This window comes from Streptomyces sp. NPDC057428 (assembly GCF_042803195.1).
GTDB lineage: Bacteria > Actinomycetota > Actinomycetes > Streptomycetales > Streptomycetaceae > Streptomyces.
Map to the genome: position 1 here is coordinate 1 of NZ_JBHVCT010000106.1, position 18240 is coordinate 18240.

At 68.2% G+C, this 18240-nt stretch carries 16 protein-coding genes and 2 pseudogenes; 9 read left to right on the top strand and 9 right to left on the bottom strand.

Going from position 1 to position 18240, the window contains the following annotated elements; genetic code table 11:
• Positions 1–124: 124 nt before the first annotated feature.
• The 4 genes from ACFU5K_RS27810 to ACFU5K_RS27825 all read right to left on the bottom strand — a co-directional run bounded on the left by ACFU5K_RS27810 (position 125) and on the right by ACFU5K_RS27825 (position 4447).
• Complete coding sequence (locus tag ACFU5K_RS27810; RefSeq protein ID WP_384066465.1) at positions 125–1285, bottom strand: oxygenase MpaB family protein; 1161 nt, start codon at positions 1283–1285, stop codon at positions 125–127.
• Positions 1286–1304: 19 nt separating this feature from the next.
• A complete protein-coding gene (locus ACFU5K_RS27815; protein WP_384066467.1) occupies positions 1305–2360 on the bottom strand; it encodes a polyprenyl synthetase family protein in 1056 nt (351 codons plus the stop codon).
• Complete coding sequence (locus tag ACFU5K_RS27820) at positions 2350–2628, bottom strand: polyprenyl synthetase (protein WP_384066469.1); 279 nt, start codon at positions 2626–2628, stop codon at positions 2350–2352. The genes ACFU5K_RS27815 and ACFU5K_RS27820 overlap by 11 nt, the downstream gene beginning before the upstream one ends.
• A gap of 808 nt (positions 2629–3436) precedes the next feature.
• Complete coding sequence (locus ACFU5K_RS27825; protein ID WP_384066493.1) at positions 3437–4447, bottom strand: zinc-binding alcohol dehydrogenase family protein; 1011 nt, start codon at positions 4445–4447, stop codon at positions 3437–3439.
• Positions 4448–4700: 253 nt separating this feature from the next.
• Here ACFU5K_RS27825 and ACFU5K_RS27830 point away from each other — a divergent pair, with 253 nt between their 5' ends.
• The gene (locus ACFU5K_RS27830) at positions 4701–5069 is read left to right on the top strand and encodes a winged helix-turn-helix transcriptional regulator (RefSeq protein WP_384066471.1); all 369 of its coding nucleotides are present in this window, start codon (positions 4701–4703) and stop codon (positions 5067–5069) included.
• Between the two features lie 126 nt (positions 5070–5195).
• Here ACFU5K_RS27830 and ACFU5K_RS27835 read toward each other — a convergent pair whose 3' ends face one another.
• On the bottom strand, positions 5196–5978 hold the full coding sequence (locus ACFU5K_RS27835; protein ID WP_384066473.1) for a class I SAM-dependent methyltransferase: 783 nt from the start codon (positions 5976–5978) through the stop codon (positions 5196–5198).
• 386 nt (positions 5979–6364) lie between these two features.
• Between ACFU5K_RS27835 and ACFU5K_RS27840 the strand changes: the two genes are divergently transcribed.
• The 4 genes and pseudogenes from ACFU5K_RS27840 (at position 6365) to ACFU5K_RS27855 (ending at position 8741) form a co-directional block, all read left to right on the top strand.
• Positions 6365–6529: a hypothetical protein gene (locus ACFU5K_RS27840; RefSeq protein ID WP_384066475.1), complete on the top strand. Its 165-nt coding sequence runs from the start codon at positions 6365–6367 to the stop codon at positions 6527–6529.
• 320 nt (positions 6530–6849) lie between these two features.
• Complete coding sequence (locus ACFU5K_RS27845; protein WP_384066477.1) at positions 6850–7635, top strand: hypothetical protein; 786 nt, start codon at positions 6850–6852, stop codon at positions 7633–7635.
• Between the two features lie 191 nt (positions 7636–7826).
• Positions 7827–8134: pseudogene (locus ACFU5K_RS27850) on the top strand (ATP-dependent Clp protease proteolytic subunit).
• 1 nt (position 8135) lies between these two features.
• On the top strand, positions 8136–8741 hold the full coding sequence (locus ACFU5K_RS27855) for a ClpP family protease (protein ID WP_384066479.1): 606 nt from the start codon (positions 8136–8138) through the stop codon (positions 8739–8741).
• Between the two features lie 118 nt (positions 8742–8859).
• Here the strand turns inward: ACFU5K_RS27855 and ACFU5K_RS27860 are convergent, their stop codons facing one another.
• On the bottom strand, positions 8860–9630 hold the full coding sequence (locus ACFU5K_RS27860) for a ribonuclease BN (RefSeq protein WP_384066480.1): 771 nt from the start codon (positions 9628–9630) through the stop codon (positions 8860–8862).
• A gap of 312 nt (positions 9631–9942) precedes the next feature.
• On the opposite strand from ACFU5K_RS27860, the gene ACFU5K_RS27865 reads away from it, so the two are divergent.
• From ACFU5K_RS27865 to ACFU5K_RS27875, 3 genes are all read left to right on the top strand, one after another.
• Positions 9943–10716 (top strand): enoyl-CoA hydratase/isomerase family protein, encoded by a 774-nt coding sequence (locus ACFU5K_RS27865; protein WP_384066482.1) that lies wholly within the window; start codon positions 9943–9945, stop codon positions 10714–10716.
• Between the two features lie 349 nt (positions 10717–11065).
• A complete protein-coding gene (locus tag ACFU5K_RS27870) occupies positions 11066–11287 on the top strand; it encodes a hypothetical protein (RefSeq protein ID WP_384066483.1) in 222 nt (73 codons plus the stop codon).
• A 363-nt stretch (positions 11288–11650) separates the two neighbouring features.
• Complete coding sequence (locus ACFU5K_RS27875) at positions 11651–12754, top strand: FAD-dependent monooxygenase (protein WP_384066485.1); 1104 nt, start codon at positions 11651–11653, stop codon at positions 12752–12754.
• A 140-nt stretch (positions 12755–12894) separates the two neighbouring features.
• On the opposite strand, the gene ACFU5K_RS27880 is transcribed toward ACFU5K_RS27875, so the two are convergent.
• Positions 12895–13743 (bottom strand): SDR family NAD(P)-dependent oxidoreductase, encoded by an 849-nt coding sequence (locus ACFU5K_RS27880; RefSeq protein WP_384066487.1) that lies wholly within the window; start codon positions 13741–13743, stop codon positions 12895–12897.
• Between the two features lie 241 nt (positions 13744–13984).
• Here ACFU5K_RS27880 and ACFU5K_RS27885 point away from each other — a divergent pair, with 241 nt between their 5' ends.
• Entirely contained in the window at positions 13985–14491 is a 507-nt protein-coding gene (locus ACFU5K_RS27885) for a TspO/MBR family protein (RefSeq protein ID WP_384066489.1), read from the top strand.
• A gap of 186 nt (positions 14492–14677) precedes the next feature.
• Here ACFU5K_RS27885 and ACFU5K_RS27890 read toward each other — a convergent pair whose 3' ends face one another.
• Both ACFU5K_RS27890 and ltrA read right to left on the bottom strand, forming a co-directional pair.
• Entirely contained in the window at positions 14678–15679 is a 1002-nt protein-coding gene (locus ACFU5K_RS27890) for a helix-turn-helix domain-containing protein (protein ID WP_384066491.1), read from the bottom strand.
• 1364 nt (positions 15680–17043) lie between these two features.
• A pseudogene (ltrA, locus tag ACFU5K_RS27895) lies at positions 17044–18138 on the bottom strand (group II intron reverse transcriptase/maturase); the annotation flags it as partial.
• Between the last annotated feature and the right edge of the window lie 102 nt (positions 18139–18240).

An 18240-nucleotide genomic window follows, 5' to 3' on the forward strand; every position in this document is an offset into this window, starting at 1 on the left:
CCCCGCGCACGAACGGGGTGCGACAACCGGCCGAGGTGTTCTCGTGGGCTGCGGCGCGCCTCGGGCATCGGTCACACCGTTGCCAGGCCGGATGCCGCCGCGGACGACGCAAGCAGGTGAGGGCTCAGGAGACCGTCGAGGCCGGGGGCGTCCACCGGCTGCGCCGTGGCACCGAGTCCGAGACGTCGTAGTCCTTCCTGAGCTGTTCGGGAACGGCGTAGTGCATGACCCGGCCGCGCGTCAGCGAGGAGAGCTCGAGATGAGTGGTCAGGTGGCCAAGCCGGTCCAGCGCCCAGGCGGCGAGCGGTGAGCTGTCCTCGATGGACTCCAGGACGCCGATGAGGTGGGGCATGGCCTTGACGACGGTGTCCCACGAAGTCCTCGGCACGTCGAGCCAGTCGGCACAGGTGTCGCCGACGAGGTACCGGATGAGCGAGGAGACGATCGGGTCGAAGAAGGTACCCGGCACGACCTCTTCGTAGAGGTCGATGAGTTGGCGCGCGAGGTGGGCGCCCTCCGCGGACGGCCCCATGTGCCGGACCATGTACAGGTCGAGGAACCGCCGGGCTTCCGCAGTGTTCCCGGGTACCGCGTCCTGGTCGATGCCGAGCATCGCGCCGACCACGCGCCAGGCGTAGTAGTACGACTCGGCCCCCGCCGTGGACATGTGGATGCCGAGGCGGTGAAGGCTGTCCAGGACGAGCAGGCTGAAGAACATCTGCCCGCCGATCATGTCCTCCTGGCAGATCGGCGTCCCGAGGGCCGCGGTGTCCCATCGGTCCTCACGCTTCAGATGATGCCGGATCGACGCGTGCAGGAGGCGGACCTTCTGGGCTGCGGGGATGAACCGGCTGCCGGCCTCGAAAGCGTCCGGTTGCATCAGGTAGACGGTGAACTGGCCCGTCTCCGCCATTCGTTTGGAGGGGTACTTGAGCCCGTGGGTGGCCGACAGCAGCTTGGCCACGTGCGGGACGACGTAGCAGGCGGGCATGGAGGCGAAGGACAGGGCGGTCGAGATGTGCACGTTGTTGTCCATGAAGAACAGGCGCGCCTTCTCCATCTCCTCCCAGTCCACCCAGTCCGGTGGCGCGCTCGTGGCGGCGAGGTACTCCCGGGCGACATCGGGCAGTCCGTCCGGCAGGGGGGCGCCGATGGTGGAGACGTAACGCATCAGGGTGTTGAACTTCCCGACCTCGCCCCGCTCGAAGAGCGAGGTGACGGTCGCGTCGGCCAGTTCGTCACCGGCCCGGCGCAGTGAGTCGAGGGATTCCTCGGTGCAGATCATGGCAAAGCTCCTCTGCGGATCAGGACAGGCGGGTCGTCACCGAGTGCGCCAGTGCGGTGAGGGCTGTGGCTGCGGGGCGCGGTACGTCGAGCTCGTGCAGAGCGCCGAGAGCCTCCTGGCTCCGCGCCGTGATCATTTCCTCGATACGCTCCGGTGCCCCGAGCCGGCACATCATCTCGCGCACGGTCTGCATTCCTTCCTCGTCGAGATCCTGCTTGCCCAGGAAAGAGCGCAGCCGCTGCCGGTCACGCTCATCGGCGGCCCGCCAGGTCTCCGCCAGCAGGGCCGTCGGCCGGCGACCACGCAGATCGTCGGTGCAGGCTTTCCCGGTGTGCCCGGGGCTGCCGAACACACCGAGCAGGTCGTCCCGCAGCTGGAACGCCTCGCCCAGGGGGAGTCCGTACGCCGAGTAGCCCTCGCACAGTCGCCCGCCCGCCCCGGCCAGGACACCGCCGATCAGCAGGGGCTGCTCGACGGTGTACTTGGCGGTCTTGTACCGGATGACCTTGAGCGAGCCCTCGGTGTCCGGGGCGGATCCGGTGCGCAGGATCTCCAGGCACTCGCCGGCGATCAGCTCGCGGGCCAGCGCCGACCACAGGGGGCGGGCCCGGCTGAGATACGCCACGGGCAGGCCACTGGTGGTGAACAGCTGCCCCGCGAGCTCCAGCAGCAGGTCTCCCACCAGCATCGCGAGCGACCTCGCGGCTGCGGCGGCGCGCCGCCGGCCGCGTACGGCTCCGCGCAGGGCGATGTGTGCGGTCGGCAGGCCGTGGCGCAACGGGCTCTCGTCGATGAGGTCGTCGTGAACGATGGCTGCGGCGTGCACCAGTTCCATCGAGGCCGCCGCCCTCACCAGCGCGTCGTCGTCGGGCTGTCCCACCGCCCGCCAGCCCCAGTAGCAGAATGCCGCACGCAGCCGCTTCCCCCGCGCGACGGTCGCCTCCAACTGCTCGGCCACAGGGAGCAGCACCGGATCGATCGAGGCGAACTTGTCCGCTTCGGCGGCGACGAACCGGTGCAGTACGTCGTCGACGCGGGCTTTGAACACAGCCGGCTCCCACAGGTCACCTGCCATCGGCGGCCCGCCGAGCCAGCGCTTCCCGGGCGAGGACCTCCAGGTGGGCCGGTGGCACGACCGCGTGCCGCTCCAGGACCAACCGGCCGCGCGCCGCCAGTTCGTGTTCGGCCTCCGCCGCCAGTTCCGCTGCGTCCGACCGGCGAAGCAGTCCTCGCACCGAGCCCAGGGCCGAGCCGAGTGTGGACACCGCCAGATCCGCCAGCCCCGCCGTCAGTAGGACCGCCTGCTTGTCGGGTCCCAGGTGTCGTCTCGCGTCCTGCGTCATTGCCGTCTCCCCACGAGCGCGTCAGAGCAGCGCGGCGCAGGTCGCGCGCCGCCATCACAGGGTCGCGCTCTGCGGGACGCGCGAGCGGACGAACTCACCATCGAGTGAGCACCTCGCCCGGTCGTACGGATCGGGGCAGCCACCCTTCGCCGCTGGTCAAACATCCGAAAAACATCCGGCCGCCGGACTTCGCGCCGCCGCACTCAGGGCCTCTCGGTGACGTGCGGCCGTTCCTCCGGCCAGAAGGCGCTGCGCGCCGGCGGCCTGTTCGAGGGGTTCCGCGAGATCATCCACGAGGGCGGTGAGGCGATGCGCCTGCTCGGCCAGGACGGCACCGTCCACATCGACGCTCGTTCCGGCATTCTTCTGCGTACGCGCCCCGCTCGCCCTCGTCGACGAGGAGCTGCCCCCGGTCCTCGTCCATCCCCTTTCGCCCGCTCCAGGCTGGTTCGAACGCCGACGGGACGGCGGGGACGCCCCGGTGGCACAACTGATCGGCGCCTCACGGGCCGAGCTCCTCCGCATGCTGGAACGTCCGATGACCACGATGGACATCGCAGCGGCGCTGCGGCTCGCACCGTCCACGTCCAGCCGGCATGCGACCGTGCCGCGCGGCGGGGCGCCGGCGGCCTGTCCGGGGACGGGCCGCCGCTTGCCGCTTCCTCCTCGCCAGGGCTATCGCGCACCCTGGCAGCACTCACCGACTTCGTAGATCACGTAGGGCACGCCGTTCTCCGTTCCGAACGCACCGCAACGGGAGAGAGCCTTCCCGCAACGGTGGAGAGCCTTCCTGAACTCCTTCCCGATCTCAGAAGCCGGTGAGCGTGATCTTGCCGATCGCCTTTCCGGATTCCAGAACGCTGTGGGCCTCACGCAGGTGAGCAGCGGTGATGGTTCCCAGGTCGGTCGTAGCTGTGGTGGTGAGGATGCCGGCGTCCACGAGCCGGGCGATCTGGGTGAGGATGTGGTGCTGCGTTACCTGGTCGGGGGTCCGGTACAGCGAGCGGGTGAACATCAGCTCCCAGTGGAAGGAGATGCTCTTCGACTTCAGCGCACCGATCTCCACGGCACCGAAGTCGTCGATCGCGACGATCTGCCCGTGCGGATTCAGTACCTCGGCGTATGCGGCGAGGTTCCGGTCGGTGCCCGCCGTACTGAAGACGTAGTCGACTCCTCCAGGAACCACCTCCGCCAACTGCGCAGGCAGGGGGTGGTGGTGGTCGATCACATGGTTGACGCCCATCCGGCGGGCGAAGTCGGTGCTCTCGGGGCGCGAAGCCGTGCCGACGACGGTGAGACTGGTGAGTGCCCGCGCCAGCTGCGCGACCATGGCGCCGACACCGCCCGCCGCCGCGGTCACCAGGAGCGCGCCCCGCTGCTCCATGGCCCCCTCGCGCAATCCCAAGCGCTCGAAGAGGCCCTCCCACGCGGTGAGCGAGGTCAGAGGCAGTGCTGCCGCCTCCGTGAAGGACAGCGTGGAGGGCTTGCGGCCCACGATCCGCTCGTCGACGACCTGGTACTCGGCATTGGAGCCGGAGCGGTCGATCGCGCCCGCGTAGAACACCTCGTCACCCACCCGGAAGCGTTCCACCGCGTCGCCCACCGCCACCACGGTGCCCGCTGCGTCCCAGCCCAGGACCTTCGCCTCCCCGCCGGGATCGCTGTTCTGTCGCACCTTGTAGTCCACCGGGTTGACCGCGACTGCTTCGACCTTGACCAGGAGGTCGTGCCGGCCGGGCCGGGGCACCGGCAGTTCGGCGTCCAGCAGGCTCTCGTGGTCCTGGACGGGAAGGCTCTTGCGGTACACGACCGCACGCATCGTCGTGCTCTGTACTGCACTCATGGCTCTTCTGCTCCTTTGCGGGCCGGTTGCCCGTCGGCCGCCTGACCCGGGGTGACCCGGGCGGTTCCGCGGGATGTCAGCCGACCACGCATCACGACGGCGCGACAGCCGGCTCGGCGGTGATCGACGGATTCACGCTATCCCCGAGGTGGCAGTAACCTGCAAGGACACTTACTTCCCGAAGGGAAGTAAGGGGAGAGTGCACCTAGAGTAGGACGAGGACCGCCCGATGGCCATGACATGCAGCACCGACGCGCACGAGCACCACGACGTGTACGCCGCACAATGCCCGTGCCGCGAGGTGCTCGACCTGCTGGCCAACAAGTGGTCCGCGCTGGCCATCGGGGCGATGGAGGACGGCCCTCAACGATTCGGCGCCCTGCAGCGCCGCCTGCAGGGCGTCAGCCCCAAAGTGCTGACCAGTACGCTGCGGCGTTTGGAGGAGAAGGGGCTCGTCACCCGGACCGTCTACCCCGAGGTGCCTCTGCATGTCGAGTACGACCTGACCGCGCTCGGCGAAAGTGTGGCCGACCCCCTCGGGCAGCTGCGCCTGTGGGTCGAGAACCACCTCGACGAGATCCAGGACGCGTCCTCGTAACCGTCCGCTGCCGGCAGGGGCGCTTGGCGGCGCCGTCGACGTCCAGGCCCGTCGACGCCGGCAGTCGTGGACTGCCGCGCGCGAAATACCCCGATTCGATCCCGGCGTCAGCGTGCTTGGCCTTCGTCAGGGGATGACCGCGGGAAGGGGCCGGGTCCGGCGGCGCCTCCATCGGTCTTCCACCCCCAAGCCGTGAGCATGCCGGCCGACAACGCGGCGCACTCCTCGCTCCCCAGATACCGGACCGCCTCGTCGACGCCCTCGTCGTCCGCAAGGCCCGTGGCGGTCATTGCCGCTCTGCTCCGCTCCCACGTGTCGGCCCTCGCGCAGGAGCCGCGGGTACGTCGGTACCCAGGCGACGTCGGTGCCGATGGTGGCCCGCAGCCCCTGCCACATGGCCCGCATCGCCGTGGCGTAGGGCGTGCCCGGCTCCTCGTCGCCCGCGAGGTCGACGGCGTCGCTGAGGACCAGCACGCCGCCGGGTGCGACGAGCTCAGCCAGCGCTGTGATCAGACGGCGGCGTTCCGGCAGGTGCATGAGCACGAAGCGCGCATGAACGAGCTGGAACTGCCCCGAGACGAAGTCCGGGGTGGTGACGTCGGCTTCCAGTACCTCGAGCCCGGGCATCGGCCGCTCGCTGACGAACCGTACGTCGCGGTCCACGGCGAGCACGCTCGCCACCCCGCCGTCCTTCAGCAGCCGACGGGAGATCGTGCCGGTGCCGGCGCCCACGTCGAGGCAGTGCCATCCGGAGCCTGCCCCGAGGGCGCGCAGCCGCGTCATGGTGAAGTCGTCGTAGGCGAGGGCTCCGAAGTCGATGCGCTCGCCCTCTCCCGCCTGTTCCGGGCGGAAGAGGGATTCGCCGTAGTGGCTCCTGTCCGGTACGTCGTCGCGTGCACCGGTGCTCACGGTGCCACCGGCACGGACCAGCGGCTGTCGCCCTCGACCAGGCCTCGCGCCCCGTCGGCGACAGACCGGAAGAGCAGGTCGTCGAACAGTCCCATGACAGAACCCTCCACGTGGTGGTGCGGTGCGGGGCAGTACGCCTCAAGCGCGCTGCCCGCCGATCCTGCACCGGAAGCCGGCCGTGTGGCCGAGGCGCGCCGTACCTGGGCCCAGCCGTCCCCGGTGCGCCCGGTGCGTGCGGTGAGGGCTGGCTCGTCGGACCCACAAAACCTAACAAAGCGATCTGAAACGGACAGGGTGTGGCACGCTGGAGTGGGCGGGGATGCGCGCCTTGAGGGACGCGGCGGGAACTCGCCCCCGTAGCACATCCACGTACACGGGAGAGACTGATGAGCAAGACGGCAGCGATCGTCGCGCACAGGATCCGGCAGCTGGTCGGGATGAAGAAGAGGTCCGATGGAATCGCCTTGAGCGACGACAGGCTCAGGAGCGAAGGCGACCGAACGCTCGCGCACGAGCGGGCGTGGGGATCACGCGCCAGCTCGGAAGAATGATCGCAGTTCTGACCTGATCCCCCTGGAGCGACTCCGTAGTGACGCCTCCGCTCTGGCCACGGTCGAGGGGACGAAGGCCGGGTTACGGCAGGAGAGATGGGGCTCCTGTGCCGAACCGGGACAGCAGGGTCACCGGACGAAACGCCTGTCGCGTTCCGACAGGCTGGCGGCCGGGCCGGCCGCCCTGAGCACGACATCCAGTGCGCGGGCCGATCGTGATGAACTGCCCGCCCCCACGGGCGGCAGCGAGAGCGCCGGGGCGCACAAGATCGTTACTCTGTGACCCCGCCCGGTCGAGGGCGGAGGAACAGGGGTGGGACATGCGAAGAAGTATCGCCGTACTCGCGGTGGCAGGAGCTGTGGCCACCGCCGTGATGGCGGCACCCGCCGCGCACGCGGAGGGCCGCGGCGACATCCGTGTCGTCAAGACGGTCGTCAACGCGGGCGGCAGCGTGATCGTGGGCGTCAAGAACGTGAAGCAGTTCCCGATCGTCATGACGATCAAGGACAACTCGGGTGTGAAGGCGGTGACCTACGCTTCCGCCTTCAATCGGTCGAACGGTGCCGGGCCGGTGTCGTACCTGGGCACGTCGTGCAGCAGGAGCAGCGCGACCACATCCGTCTGCACGGCAGTGATGGAGATCGACCCTACGTGGATCGACTCCTACGGAAGCGGGAACGAAGGCTGGGACGCGAACGCGGTGGCCGGGACATGGCGGGCCGACGCCACCGTGAAGGCCAATGACGGGGACTACTGGATCTCCGACAACATCGCCACGTTCAAGGTGAAGCGGGCCGCGACTCTGACGACGGACGCAGCGCCCGAGCGGGTGAAGAAGGGGGGCGCGCTCACCGTCGTGGGCAAGCTCTCGCGGGCGAACTGGACGGATCTCAAGTACCACGCTTACACCAAGCAGTTGGTGAAGCTGCAGTACAAGAAGCCCGGCGGTGCCTACCACACGGTCACGACAGCCACGAGCGACAGCAAGGGGCACCTTCGCGCGACCGTGAAGGCCTCGGGGACGGGCAGCTGGCGATGGGCGTACCTCGGTTCCACGACGACCATGAAGGTGGTCTCCACCGGTGACGCGGTAACAGTGGAGTAGTCACTCCGCCGCCCGGCAACCGGACCGTCGGCTTGGCCCCGTGCCGACCGTCCGGTGGCCGGCACCCTCCGGAACAGCGGCTCTGCCCGTGGCGAATCCGCTGCGGGCAGAGATCGGTGACTCCGCAGCCCGGGACGGACAAGAGTGGAAGGACCGCGGCCGAAACGGCCGCTCCACCACCGGGAGGCCGGATGTCGCCCCACCTCGCCCACCGCCCACGCGCCTCCGACGAGGACACGCCCGCCACACGGTACGACGACCACCTCGCGGCCCAGCTCCTTGCTCAGCGGATCGTCTTCCTCGGTACCCAGGTGGACGAGGTCTCCGCCAACCGGTCACCGCGACGCACACCGGCCAGTCCGCGGAAACGGTCTCCCAGGACGGCGACCGGGACCGGTGGTTCACGGCGGAAGAGGCGAAGGCCTACGGCATGGTCGATCACGTCGTCGTATCGCTCAACGTCCGCCCGGCTGCCTCACGACGACGGATGGGACTCTGACATGGGCCAGTACACGATTCCGAACGTCGTCGAGCGCACGCCACAGGGGGAACGGTCCTACGACGTCTTCAGCCGTCTCCTGTCCGAACGGATCATCTTCGTCGGCACGGAGATCGATGACGGCGTCGCCAACGTCGTCATCGCCCAACTCCTCCACCTGGAGTCCGCGAACCCCGGCGCCGAGATCGCGCTCTACCTCAACTCACCGGGCGGATCGTCCACCTCGCTCATGGCGATCTACGACACGATGTGCTTCGTGTCCGCCCCCCTCGCGACGTTCTGCGTCGGCCAGGCAGCCTCGACCGCAGCGGTGCTCCTCGCCGCCGGCGACCCCGGCCGGCGGTTCGTCCTGGAGCACTCTCATGTGCTGCTGGGCCAGCCGGCGAGCGGCGGACGACAGGGCACCGTCTCCGATCTGCGGCTCCACGCCGCGGAGATGCAGAGGGTGCGCTCGCAGGCCGAGGAGGTCCTGGCCCGGCACACACCGCACGACGTCGCCACGCTCCGCGCCGATACGGACCGGGACAGGATCCTCACCGCGCAGGAGGCGGTGGCGTACGGGCTGGCTGACGAGGTCCTCAGCCGCCGCCTCGTCACCGCGGCCTGAGCCGCTTCCCCGCGGTGCCCGGGCCCAGAACGCAGGCGGCCCGGCGGGCCCCTCCGTCGGGCCGCCGTGCCCGGGCCGTCCGTCCCGGCCCGTTGCTTCACCCGCGCGTGCTCATCACTCATCTTCGCCGCCTCAGTGCGTGCGAGACGCGCGGTAGTTCCTCATGGAGGAGGCGGCCGACCAACGCCGCTCCGAACACGACGACGCCTACCCCGACCAGCCAGGACTGAATGATCAGGACGGTTCCCACCGGGCCGTAGCTGATGGTGCTGGATGCGATCAACGGGGAAAAGACGATCATGGAGAATACGCGAAGGCCGAGCAATCCGATCACCGTGAGGACGGCGCCTGGCAACAGCGCGCCCCAGCGGACCCTCCCGCCGAGCAGCAGGCGCTGCGACCACCAGAAGAAGAGGACAGCGCTCACCGACGCGAGGACCCCGCCCCAAGGGGGCCTGTGCAGCAGCCTGGTCGTGGCCGACACGAAGATGTAGCCGGCGAACACGACGAGCCACGCCAGATGACGCCACGTGGTCCACCAGCGAGCCGGCGCCAGGTCCCAGACCTTCTCATAGCCGGTCTGCACCGCGGACCCGAAACTCAGCCCGAACGCAGCGAGCGCGGCGAGGCCGAAGGCGGTAGTGGTCTGCAGCGCCTGGCCGGGCAGTGCGAACAATTTCTCGACATGCTTCCTGGAGGCCGCAGACACCCCGAGCGCTTGACCCAGCCATTGTGCGAACCCCTGCCCGTGCCGGTCCGCCGCGGAGACAATGATCAGGAGGGGGACGAGAGTCAGGAACCCGAGCGCGGCGAAGCCCAAGGCACGCTGCCCCAGTTCGAGCTCGCGGCCCCTCCGCCATCCGCGCCCGGCCGCGGAGCGGCTGACCATACGGTGCAGCCGGGCGAACCTCGGTGGTCGGTTCGCGGCACTTGAGGGATTCAATGGCATCTCTGTCGATTACCACGGCCCGAGCCCGTACCGCGTGAGGGCGCGACGCGGAATCTTCAGGGAACGGCATCGGGCTTGGTGCGCTCAGCCGAAGGCAGCAAAAGGCCGGGCCAGCCTCACCGGCCGAGTTGCCCCGTCGCCCCCGTGGGCGCAGCCCGTAACTCTGGGCGGCACTCGTCACCAAATGGGCGAAATAGCAATAAATATGTGCATAAGATATTGCGCATGACTACGTCCTTCCCGTTCAGGGTGGTGCAGGAGTCCGCGTCGTACTGGCGCGTGACCTTTGACAGTCCGCCGATCAACCTGGTGACGTTCGACACCTTTGCCGCGCTCGGAGACCTCGTCGATCGGATGGAAGCGGATGAGGACCTGAAGGTCGTGGTCTTCGACAGCGCGGATCCTGACTTCTTTCTCGCGCACTTCGACCTGCTGCCTCCGAAGCAGCCCTACACCGGGCCGACGTGGCTCGACACCGCGGCGCGCATGGCTCGTTGTCGCGTCATCAGCATCGCCTCGATCCGTGGCCGGGCGCGCGGGGTGGGCAACGAGTTCACCCTGGCTTGTGACATGCGGTTCGCCAGCAAGGAGAAGGCGGTGCTCGGGCAGCCGGAGGTGGGTGCCGGGATCACTCCAGGCGGCGGAGCCACGGCCCGGCTCCCACTGCTGGTGGGGCGCGGGCGTGCGCTGGAGATCATCGCGGCGGCCGACGACTTCGACGCAGAGACGGCCGAGCTGTACGGCTGGATCAACCGCGCACTGCCGGATGCCGACCTGGACGCTTACGTGGACCGTGTCGCCAAGCGCATCGCGTCCTTCGACCGGCAGCCGCTGGCCGAGGTGAAAGCGCTGATCGGCCGGTCCACGCTGCCGGCCGAGGCTGACCTGGTGGCTGGTCAGGACACCTTTCGCGCGTCTCTGACCTGGCCGGAGGCGGGCGAAAGGATCCGTGGGCTGCTCGATCGCGGAATGCAGCAGCGAGGCGAACTCGAATACCGCCTGGGGGAACACATCGCGGAACACTGACCGGCCGCCGCACACGGATCTCCGGGCAAGGGCGGACGTGGCCTGCCCGGACTCCGCCGGGCGTCCACGACGCTGATCGGAGCGATCATCGGCCTCTCGGTCAACGTGTTCATCCTGATGCCCCTGCGTCTCAACGACGTCCGCACCGACATGCACACCCTTGCCCTCGAACACGCCGGTCTCCTGCAAGCGATCGTTTGAAGGGATCATGGGGCGCCACCAAGGCCGACGCCAGGGAAGACCGGGCGAGCAGGCTGCGCAGTTGCGTCCGGGCCGTCGCCCGGGCACGGTGGCGTTCCGCCGAGAGCACGCGCCTCAACCCGGGGCGTCGCCTGCGCCCCGCTCCCCCTTGTCGCACCTGCGCGCGGAACAGGCCGAGGGTCTCGCGCGGAGCGAGGACCGCATCCTCTACGGTTCTCGACAACGTGCGGCCGACGCGTGGCTGCTTTACGAGAAGATGCTGGGCAGGTTGCACAGTCAGGCGGACACCGCAGTCACCGCTGTCAGCGGCGGGCTGCTCGTCGAGAGTCGTCAGCTGCTACTGGCGCTTGCGCCTGAAGAGGCGAAATAGACGCTCGACGGGTCGCGTCGCGACGCACTCGGCCGGGCTTGCCCTGGCTCAGTCACTCCCGGTCGGCCATCGACGCCTGCTCGTGCGCGATCGAAGTCCGCTCGGTGCGCTGTTCGCCTGGCCGGCAGCCCATGGAGCAGCCGGAGGTGCCACAGGCGCATAGGAGTCAGCCCGCCCGTCACTGAACTTCAGGGCGATCGGCCTCGTGGTCTGAGTGGACCGAATCGTCGGGTAAGCAATGGTACGAGCAACCTGCCCGACAGAAGTGATCCGGGGCCTGTGTCGGTGATGGCACACCCTTTTCGTGTTCGCGCGGCTCAGGCCGCTCATCGCCTTATCGTCCGAGACCGAAAGTGACCCGCTGTGAGTCGACCTCGCATTCTGATCGTCGGAGCCGGCATCTCCGGTTTGGCTCTGGCCAAGGCGCTTCTCGACCGGGGGCTCCCCGCGGACGTCGTCGAGCGACGGTCGCACGACAGCCAAGCCCTCGGTGCCGGGCTCTACCTCCCTGCGAACGCCGTCCGTGCGCTGCGGAGCATCGGAGTGGGGGACGAGATCGCCGAGTTGGCGGCACCCGTGGGGCGGCAGCGGCTCCTCGACCATCGCGGTCGCCGGCTCGCCGCGTTCGACGTGGCCCGGATCTGGGGCGAGGTCGGCCCCTGCCTCGCCATCACCCGGGGCGAACTGCACCAGGTACTCCGCAATGCCGTCTACGACGCGACGGTCCGTCATGACACGGCAGTGACCGAGGTGGGCCAGGACGGGAAGGTGACGTTCGCTGACGGAGCCACCCGTGCCTACGATCTGGTGGTCGGCGCGGACGGCATCAACTCCGCCGTACGGCGGACCCATTTCGGCGGTCCCGAACCGCGCTTCCTGGGTCAGGTGTGCTGGCGGTTCATCGCCGACGACACGACGATCCCCGGCATCACCGACTGGACCGCGCGTCTGGGCGACCGCGGTCGGACGTTCCTGACGGTGCAGCTCGGAGACGGCCGGGTCTACTGCTACGCCGATGTCAACAGCGCTTCCCCCACTGCTCCCGAAGGAGACTGGCGCACCCTGTTCGCCGACTTCGCCGGCCCGGTCCCGCGCCTGTTGGAGCAGGGGGAGCAAGCTCACTTCGCCGCATTGCGCGAAAGCGGCAACACGGTCTGGACACGTCCGGGTGTCGCCCTGATCGGGGACGCGGCGCACACATTCTCCCCGAGCATGGCCCAGGGCGGCGCAATGGCCATCGAAGACGCCGTGGTCCTCGCCGACTCACTCGGGACGACGGCGGACGTCTCCGCAGCACTGGCCGCATTCCAGATCCGGCGAGGTGAGCGTGTCGCCTGGGTGGTGTCACAGAACCATCGCCGTGACAAAGCCCGCAACCTGCCCACCTTTCTGCGCGACTTCACACTCCGTCGTGCCGGGGAACGCATGTTCAAGGCCAACCACGCGCCACTGCACACACTTCCGTAACTGGAGGCGGCCCGGTACGGAACGGTGAGGCTCGGCCGCGTTGCCGACAGCGTCGCGGCTTCCGAGCCCCGTCCAGGCGGCGCCGGGCACCGTCGGGACCCGGCTGTCCGGAGGCCGGGATCCCGATATGCCGTGCCGGCTCAGGCCACCCAGGTGCTGGTCACGGCGAGCACGCGGGAGCCGTCCGGATCAGCCAGCTTCGGCGTGATGAACGTGCGGGCGGCGTCCGAGGTCTGGGCGCGTACCGGCGGCTCGTCCGAGTCGAGCGCCGCTACGACCGCCGCCGCGGCGTCCGCGGCCGACTGCGCATGTTCGAACGCCCCGGCCGTACGAACCAGATAGGCGTCCAGGGCCGGGGCGTAAGGCCCCATGCGCTCCAGCAGCTCTCTCCGGTCGTCGGGAAGGCCGACGTTGGCCACGAACTCACTGGCTACGGCAGCCGGCTCGACCAGTGTCACTCGCACACCCACGGTGGCCGCGACGGGCGCCAGTGACTCCATGTAACCTTCGACCGCGAACTTGGCCGCACAGTATGCCTCGTTGAACGGCTGTCCCACTACGCCGCCGACGCTTGTGACGGCCAGGACACGGCCCCCGGATGCGCGCAGATAGGGCATCGCGGCAGCGGTCGCGTTCAGCACGCCGAAGAAGTTCACTTCCATGACCTGCCTGGCAGCGTCGACACCGTCGATCTCAAGCGTGCCTACGTGGCCGGCTCCCGCGTTGTTGACCAGCGCGTGCAGGGCTCCGTGATCGGCGACGACCGATGCCAGGCACTCCGCCACCGAGCCGGGATCGGTGACGTCGAGGCGCCGCACCTCGATACGCTCGGTCAGGCCCGCGCTCGCTGCCGCCGCTCGCAGCGCGTCCGCCTTGCCCAGGTCCCGCATGGTGGCGACGACACGCCACCCGGCGCGAGCGGAGCGGACGGCTGTCTCCAGACCGATGCCGCTGGAGGTGCCGGTGATCACTACGGTCTTGTCGGTCATGTGGGCACTCGCATTTCGTCACTGCGGCATGAGCCGCTCGGGAGGACCGCTGCTCCGGCACGGTGTCGGGGCAGCGATGTCCGATGGTGTCCCTTGGAGTGAGCTCCAGGGCAAATCGGCGAAACCCTTCGGTGGCCACGTCCTGTCGGGAACGTAGCGCCGAGGGCGCGGTTGCGCATCCCGAGCCGGGGGTCGGTTCGGACAGGCGGTCACCCGGGCCGGAGTGGGTAGGGGTAGTGGCATGAGGCTGACGAGAGAAGGTGAGCGGCGGCAGACGTCGGGCCGGTGGAAGACCTACGCGGCCTCGGCGGCGGCCGTGACGGTGACCGCTGCTGCCGGTAGCTGGGCTGTGGCTCCGGACACCCACTGGTACCGGTCCCTGTCCAAGCCATCCTGGCAACCGCCGGCCTGGGTCTTCGGGGCGGTGTGGACTCCGCTCTACGCGGGGATCGCCTGGGCCGGTGGACGGGCCCTGCTGGAGGCGCGCGCGGAGGAACGCAGGGCCCTGACCATCAGTCTCGGCCTCAACCTCGCGCTGAACACGACATGGAACGTCCTGTTCTTCCGCCTGCGCAGCACGAGGGCAGGCCTGATGGGGACCGCGCTGCTCGACGTGAGCAACGCCGAGTTGATCGCCCGTACGGCGAAGACCGACCGTGCGGCCGCGCTGGCGCTGATTCCCTACGTGGCGTGGTGCGGATTCGCCACCTGTCTCAACGCATCCATCGTGCGGAGGAACGGACGCTGATCGGGGTTCGGTTCCAGCCTCGGCAGAATGACCGCCTGTCGAACGCCGTTGCTCCCTGACCCTCCACCTGAGGGTTACGGTGGGTGGGCGCGTCGGGTGCGGCCCCTTTCGGAGCAGAGGCACCTGGCCGGGGAGTCGGTACAGGTCGATACCGCCCGCAGTGGGGGGTGCGGCGCCAGGTACGTGCTAGAGCCACCCACGACGAGCTGCCTGCCAAGCGAGCTGCATCCGGGTGGTGGCGCCCGCGATGGTCATCAGGTGCTGGATATGGCGTTGGATCGTGCGACGGCTCAGTCCCATCTGACTGGCGATGGCCTTGTCGGTGATACCTGCTATCAGCAGCGAGAGCAGCCTGCGGTCGCTTTCACGCAAAGGGGCCGTGCCGGGGGCATCGTCGGTGCCGCTGACCGTACCGGTGTCGCTGACGTGCAGCGGCACCGCGTCCTCCCAATAGCGTTCGAACAGTGCGGTCAGTGCCTCCAGAAGGCTGCTGTCGCGGAGCAGTGCCGCCGTGGGTTCGACGGGGCTGCCGGCCGGTCCGCCCGGCACCAGAGGGCAGATGGCGATGGCCCGGTCGGCGACGGCGAGCCGCAGAGGGAGGTGGGGGACTGAGCGGGCGACCTCACCCGCACCGACGGAACTAGCAACGTTGTCAACGGCGCCTTCGTCGTCGAAGAACGCACGTTCGTACAGGACCCGGTAGCGAACACCGCGGGCCAGGGCCTCGTACTCGGACGTGTTGCTGCCCGAGGGCATGGCGACGTACTGGGCCTTGCAGAACCACAGCATCTCGTGACGTGCGTTGTCCTGCAGTTGGCGCAGGTGCTGGCGCAGCGCTTCCGCGCCGGTGATGACCTCGATGAGTTGGTCGGCGTTCTGTCGGCGCCGGGTACCGCGGTAGCTCTCCAGCAAGTCGGTGACTGTGGCCCGTGCCTGGTCGATGGCGTCCGCGTTGCGCTGCAGACGCGGCAACAGCGCGACATCGGGAGGAGAGGCCGTGAAGTGGCGAGGCTGCCGGTCGGTTGTGCTGGCGAGCCCCTTGGTGGCGAGTGCGGCGAGGATGCCCTCGGCCTGCCCGAACGTGAGGCCGGTCTGCGCGGCGATTTCTTCGGCCGATGCCGTTGAAGTCGCGATCAGAAGCCGGTAGACGGTCTCCTCAACTGCAGTGAGACCAGCTGCCTCAAGCATGCAGGCTCCCTCTTGGCTTCGGTGGACACGCTCGGGTGTCTCGGCCACACATATCGTTAAAAGATTGGACTATACATCACTGCTGCTCGCACGCCGCGAAGGGCCTCGGTGGTCCGGTGGCTTCCGTCCGCGCAGGGCCACGAGTGGTATGTGTCGCGATTGGCAGGTGCGGCCCGACCGCAGCTGTTCGAGCGAGGAGCGGACCGCCTTGTACGCAGGATCCGTCGACGTCGCCCGCTGTGTCACGGGTGCACAGGTGTCGCAGATGTGACATGTCTCAACGGCGACATCACGGCGCCGGTGAACGGCCCGGCAGGGGTACCTGCTTGCCTGGGTCGACTGCCGGTCGGCGGCTTACCCGGGCGACGGCGTCCACGTCGGCGCGGTGTCGGCGACATCCGGCGTGAAGGCGCGGCCTTCCACCGATTGAAGTGTCTGTGCGGGGCACTTACGGGATCGTGCGAGCCGGACGGTTTCATGGTGCGTTCGATGGTCGACGCCTGTGACGGTCCGGTGGCCGGAAGGGGGCAATGATGCTGGGCGGACTTCGTGCCGTCGGGATGCGCTCAGGACCTGTTCTTCGGTCCCGTCCAGAGAGCCGCGCGCAACCGTGAATTGTTCCGCAATTGTCGACGGAAAGGGCCTTTCGTACCGGGTCCGGTGAACTGGGGCGGGCCAGGTCAAGAGTCTCGAATTGCCTTCCGGAGTTCCCTTCCTGGACTGCCCTGACGAAAAAGCCGCGGGGGTCGATCGCATTTGGCAACTCGAGTCTCCGGAACCCTCGGCGACCACTCCTTGCCCTGAGACTGCCGGTAACCACAGGGCTGAGGCGGGGCGGCCGGCAGATTCTGCCGACCGCGCCCGACCCTTCCGGGTGGAATCGCGGCCCCACCCCCCACGAAGGTGCCGCGCCCACACCACCCGGAGTCTTCGGCCGGAGAGACGGCGACGCGTCTGACCGCACCTCAGAGTGCGATACCGGACGTGATCAGTCACCCTTCCAGACTGTCCAGAGTGCGCCAAGTCGCTGTTGCGCCAAGCCTGTCCCCACCTCAGTGGTGTCGAACATCGTTACTCCCTCTCCCCCAAAGGGTGTTCACAGTGCTGGCCTCGGCGTTGGTGTCGTGCTCGCGCATCCACGTTATGCAGACCTGCCGCCCGCGAACGTGTCCGGCATTGCGCCGGACCGGGCGGTGGCCGGACCTCTCATCAGCGTCTCCGACGGCACATGCCGGGCCCGGGTTGAGTCGGCACGGAGCGCGGTGCCGGTGTTGCCACCGGTCCGTTTCTCCGTGCCGCTCGCCGAACCCGCCGTGCGCCTTACGACGCAACGGGCTCTCCACGGTCTCTGCCGTTCTGCGTGGTTATGCAGAAACCCAGGGATTGGGAATCTGATTGCCCCGGTAGCGGTAGCGGGTAACCGGCACCGCTGCCATATCGAACAACTCGACCCCATCCACCGAAATCGGCTTCCAGCTCCCATCGGGAGCCTTGAGCCACCGGCGAACGTCTTTCCACTTCCAGCGATGCAGGGTTTGCATCCATTTCACCATCCGCCACCAGACTAAATTAGCCAAGTTGCTCAGGGTGTGTTTGCAGACCGCATGCCTGAAGTAGTTGGACCAGCCGCGCATGATCAGATTAATTCTGACCAGCACCGCCCTGGGATTCTGTTGCGACTTCCTGCTCGTCAGGGCACGAATCTTATCCTTCAGCGACCGGATGGGCCGGTCCGCGATGAACGTGTAGACGTACCACTTGTTCGTTCCTCTCTTGTGTTTCCACTGGATGCGGAACCCAAGAAAGTCGAACCCCTCACTCATGTGCACGATCCGGGTCTTGGCCGGTGAAAGCCGCAACCCGAGAGGTTCGAGCACTTCAGTGATCTCGTGCTGCAAATTCTCGACATCGTCTCGGGACCCGTGCACGAGCACCACAAAGTCGTCCGCGTAGCGGCAGACCTTCCAGTTCGGCAGGCCCTTTGCCCGACGCCGCACGCGTCGGCTAGCGGTTCCCATGCTCCCGCCGTCCTTCCACGGCTCCTGTAGACGCTCATCGAGCGCCGACATAGCTATGTTGAACAGCAAGGGAGACAGGACACCGCCCTGCGGCGTCCCGGTGTCGGTAGACCTCCGGTCTCCGAGTTCGGTAAGAACCCCAGACTTGAGGAACGCCTTCACCAGGGCCACGACCCGCTTGTCCTTGACCCGCTCGCGCACTCGCTCAAGGAGAGCGGAGTGCGACATCGTGTCGAAGGCCGCTTCGATGTCAGCATCCAACACCCAGCGATAGCCTTTGGTGCCGAAAAGTTGAATCTCAGCGATCGCGTCGTGGGCTCGCCGCTCGGGCCGAAACCCGTAGGAGACCGGCTCGAAGTCGGCCTCGAAAATCGGTTCCAGCACCAACTTCAGCGCTGCTTGGACGACCCGGTCCGCCACCGTCGGAATTCCGAGGGCTCGAACCTTCCCGGGTCTTCGAAGTTAGTGGGGGTGCGGCTCTCGTCGGCTCCGCCGTGTAGTCGCACAGCGTGACCGGAGTCGCTGGTTGGTGCGGTTGCGGAA

Bases quoted from the DNA above. Each gene is read 5' to 3' on its own strand.
- ACFU5K_RS27810 (WP_384066465.1), bottom strand. From the start codon at position 1,285: ATGATCTGCACCGAGGAATCCCTCGACTCACTGCGCCGGGCCGGTGAC.
- ACFU5K_RS27815 (WP_384066467.1), bottom strand. From the start codon at position 2,360: ATGGCAGGTGACCTGTGGGAGCCGGCTGTGTTCAAAGCCCGCGTCGAC.
- ACFU5K_RS27820 (WP_384066469.1), bottom strand. From the start codon at position 2,628: ATGACGCAGGACGCGAGACGACACCTGGGACCCGACAAGCAGGCGGTC.
- ACFU5K_RS27825 (WP_384066493.1), bottom strand. From the start codon at position 4,447: ATGCGTGCGGTCGTGTACCGCAAGAGCCTTCCCGTCCAGGACCACGAG.
- ACFU5K_RS27830 (WP_384066471.1), top strand. From the start codon at position 4,701: ATGGCCATGACATGCAGCACCGACGCGCACGAGCACCACGACGTGTAC.
- ACFU5K_RS27840 (WP_384066475.1), top strand. From the start codon at position 6,365: ATGAGCAAGACGGCAGCGATCGTCGCGCACAGGATCCGGCAGCTGGTC.
- ACFU5K_RS27845 (WP_384066477.1), top strand. From the start codon at position 6,850: ATGCGAAGAAGTATCGCCGTACTCGCGGTGGCAGGAGCTGTGGCCACC.
- ACFU5K_RS27855 (WP_384066479.1), top strand. From the start codon at position 8,136: ATGGGCCAGTACACGATTCCGAACGTCGTCGAGCGCACGCCACAGGGG.
- ACFU5K_RS27860 (WP_384066480.1), bottom strand. From the start codon at position 9,630: ATGGTCAGCCGCTCCGCGGCCGGGCGCGGATGGCGGAGGGGCCGCGAG.
- ACFU5K_RS27880 (WP_384066487.1), bottom strand. From the start codon at position 13,743: ATGACCGACAAGACCGTAGTGATCACCGGCACCTCCAGCGGCATCGGT.
- ACFU5K_RS27885 (WP_384066489.1), top strand. From the start codon at position 13,985: ATGAGGCTGACGAGAGAAGGTGAGCGGCGGCAGACGTCGGGCCGGTGG.
- ACFU5K_RS27890 (WP_384066491.1), bottom strand. From the start codon at position 15,679: ATGCTTGAGGCAGCTGGTCTCACTGCAGTTGAGGAGACCGTCTACCGG.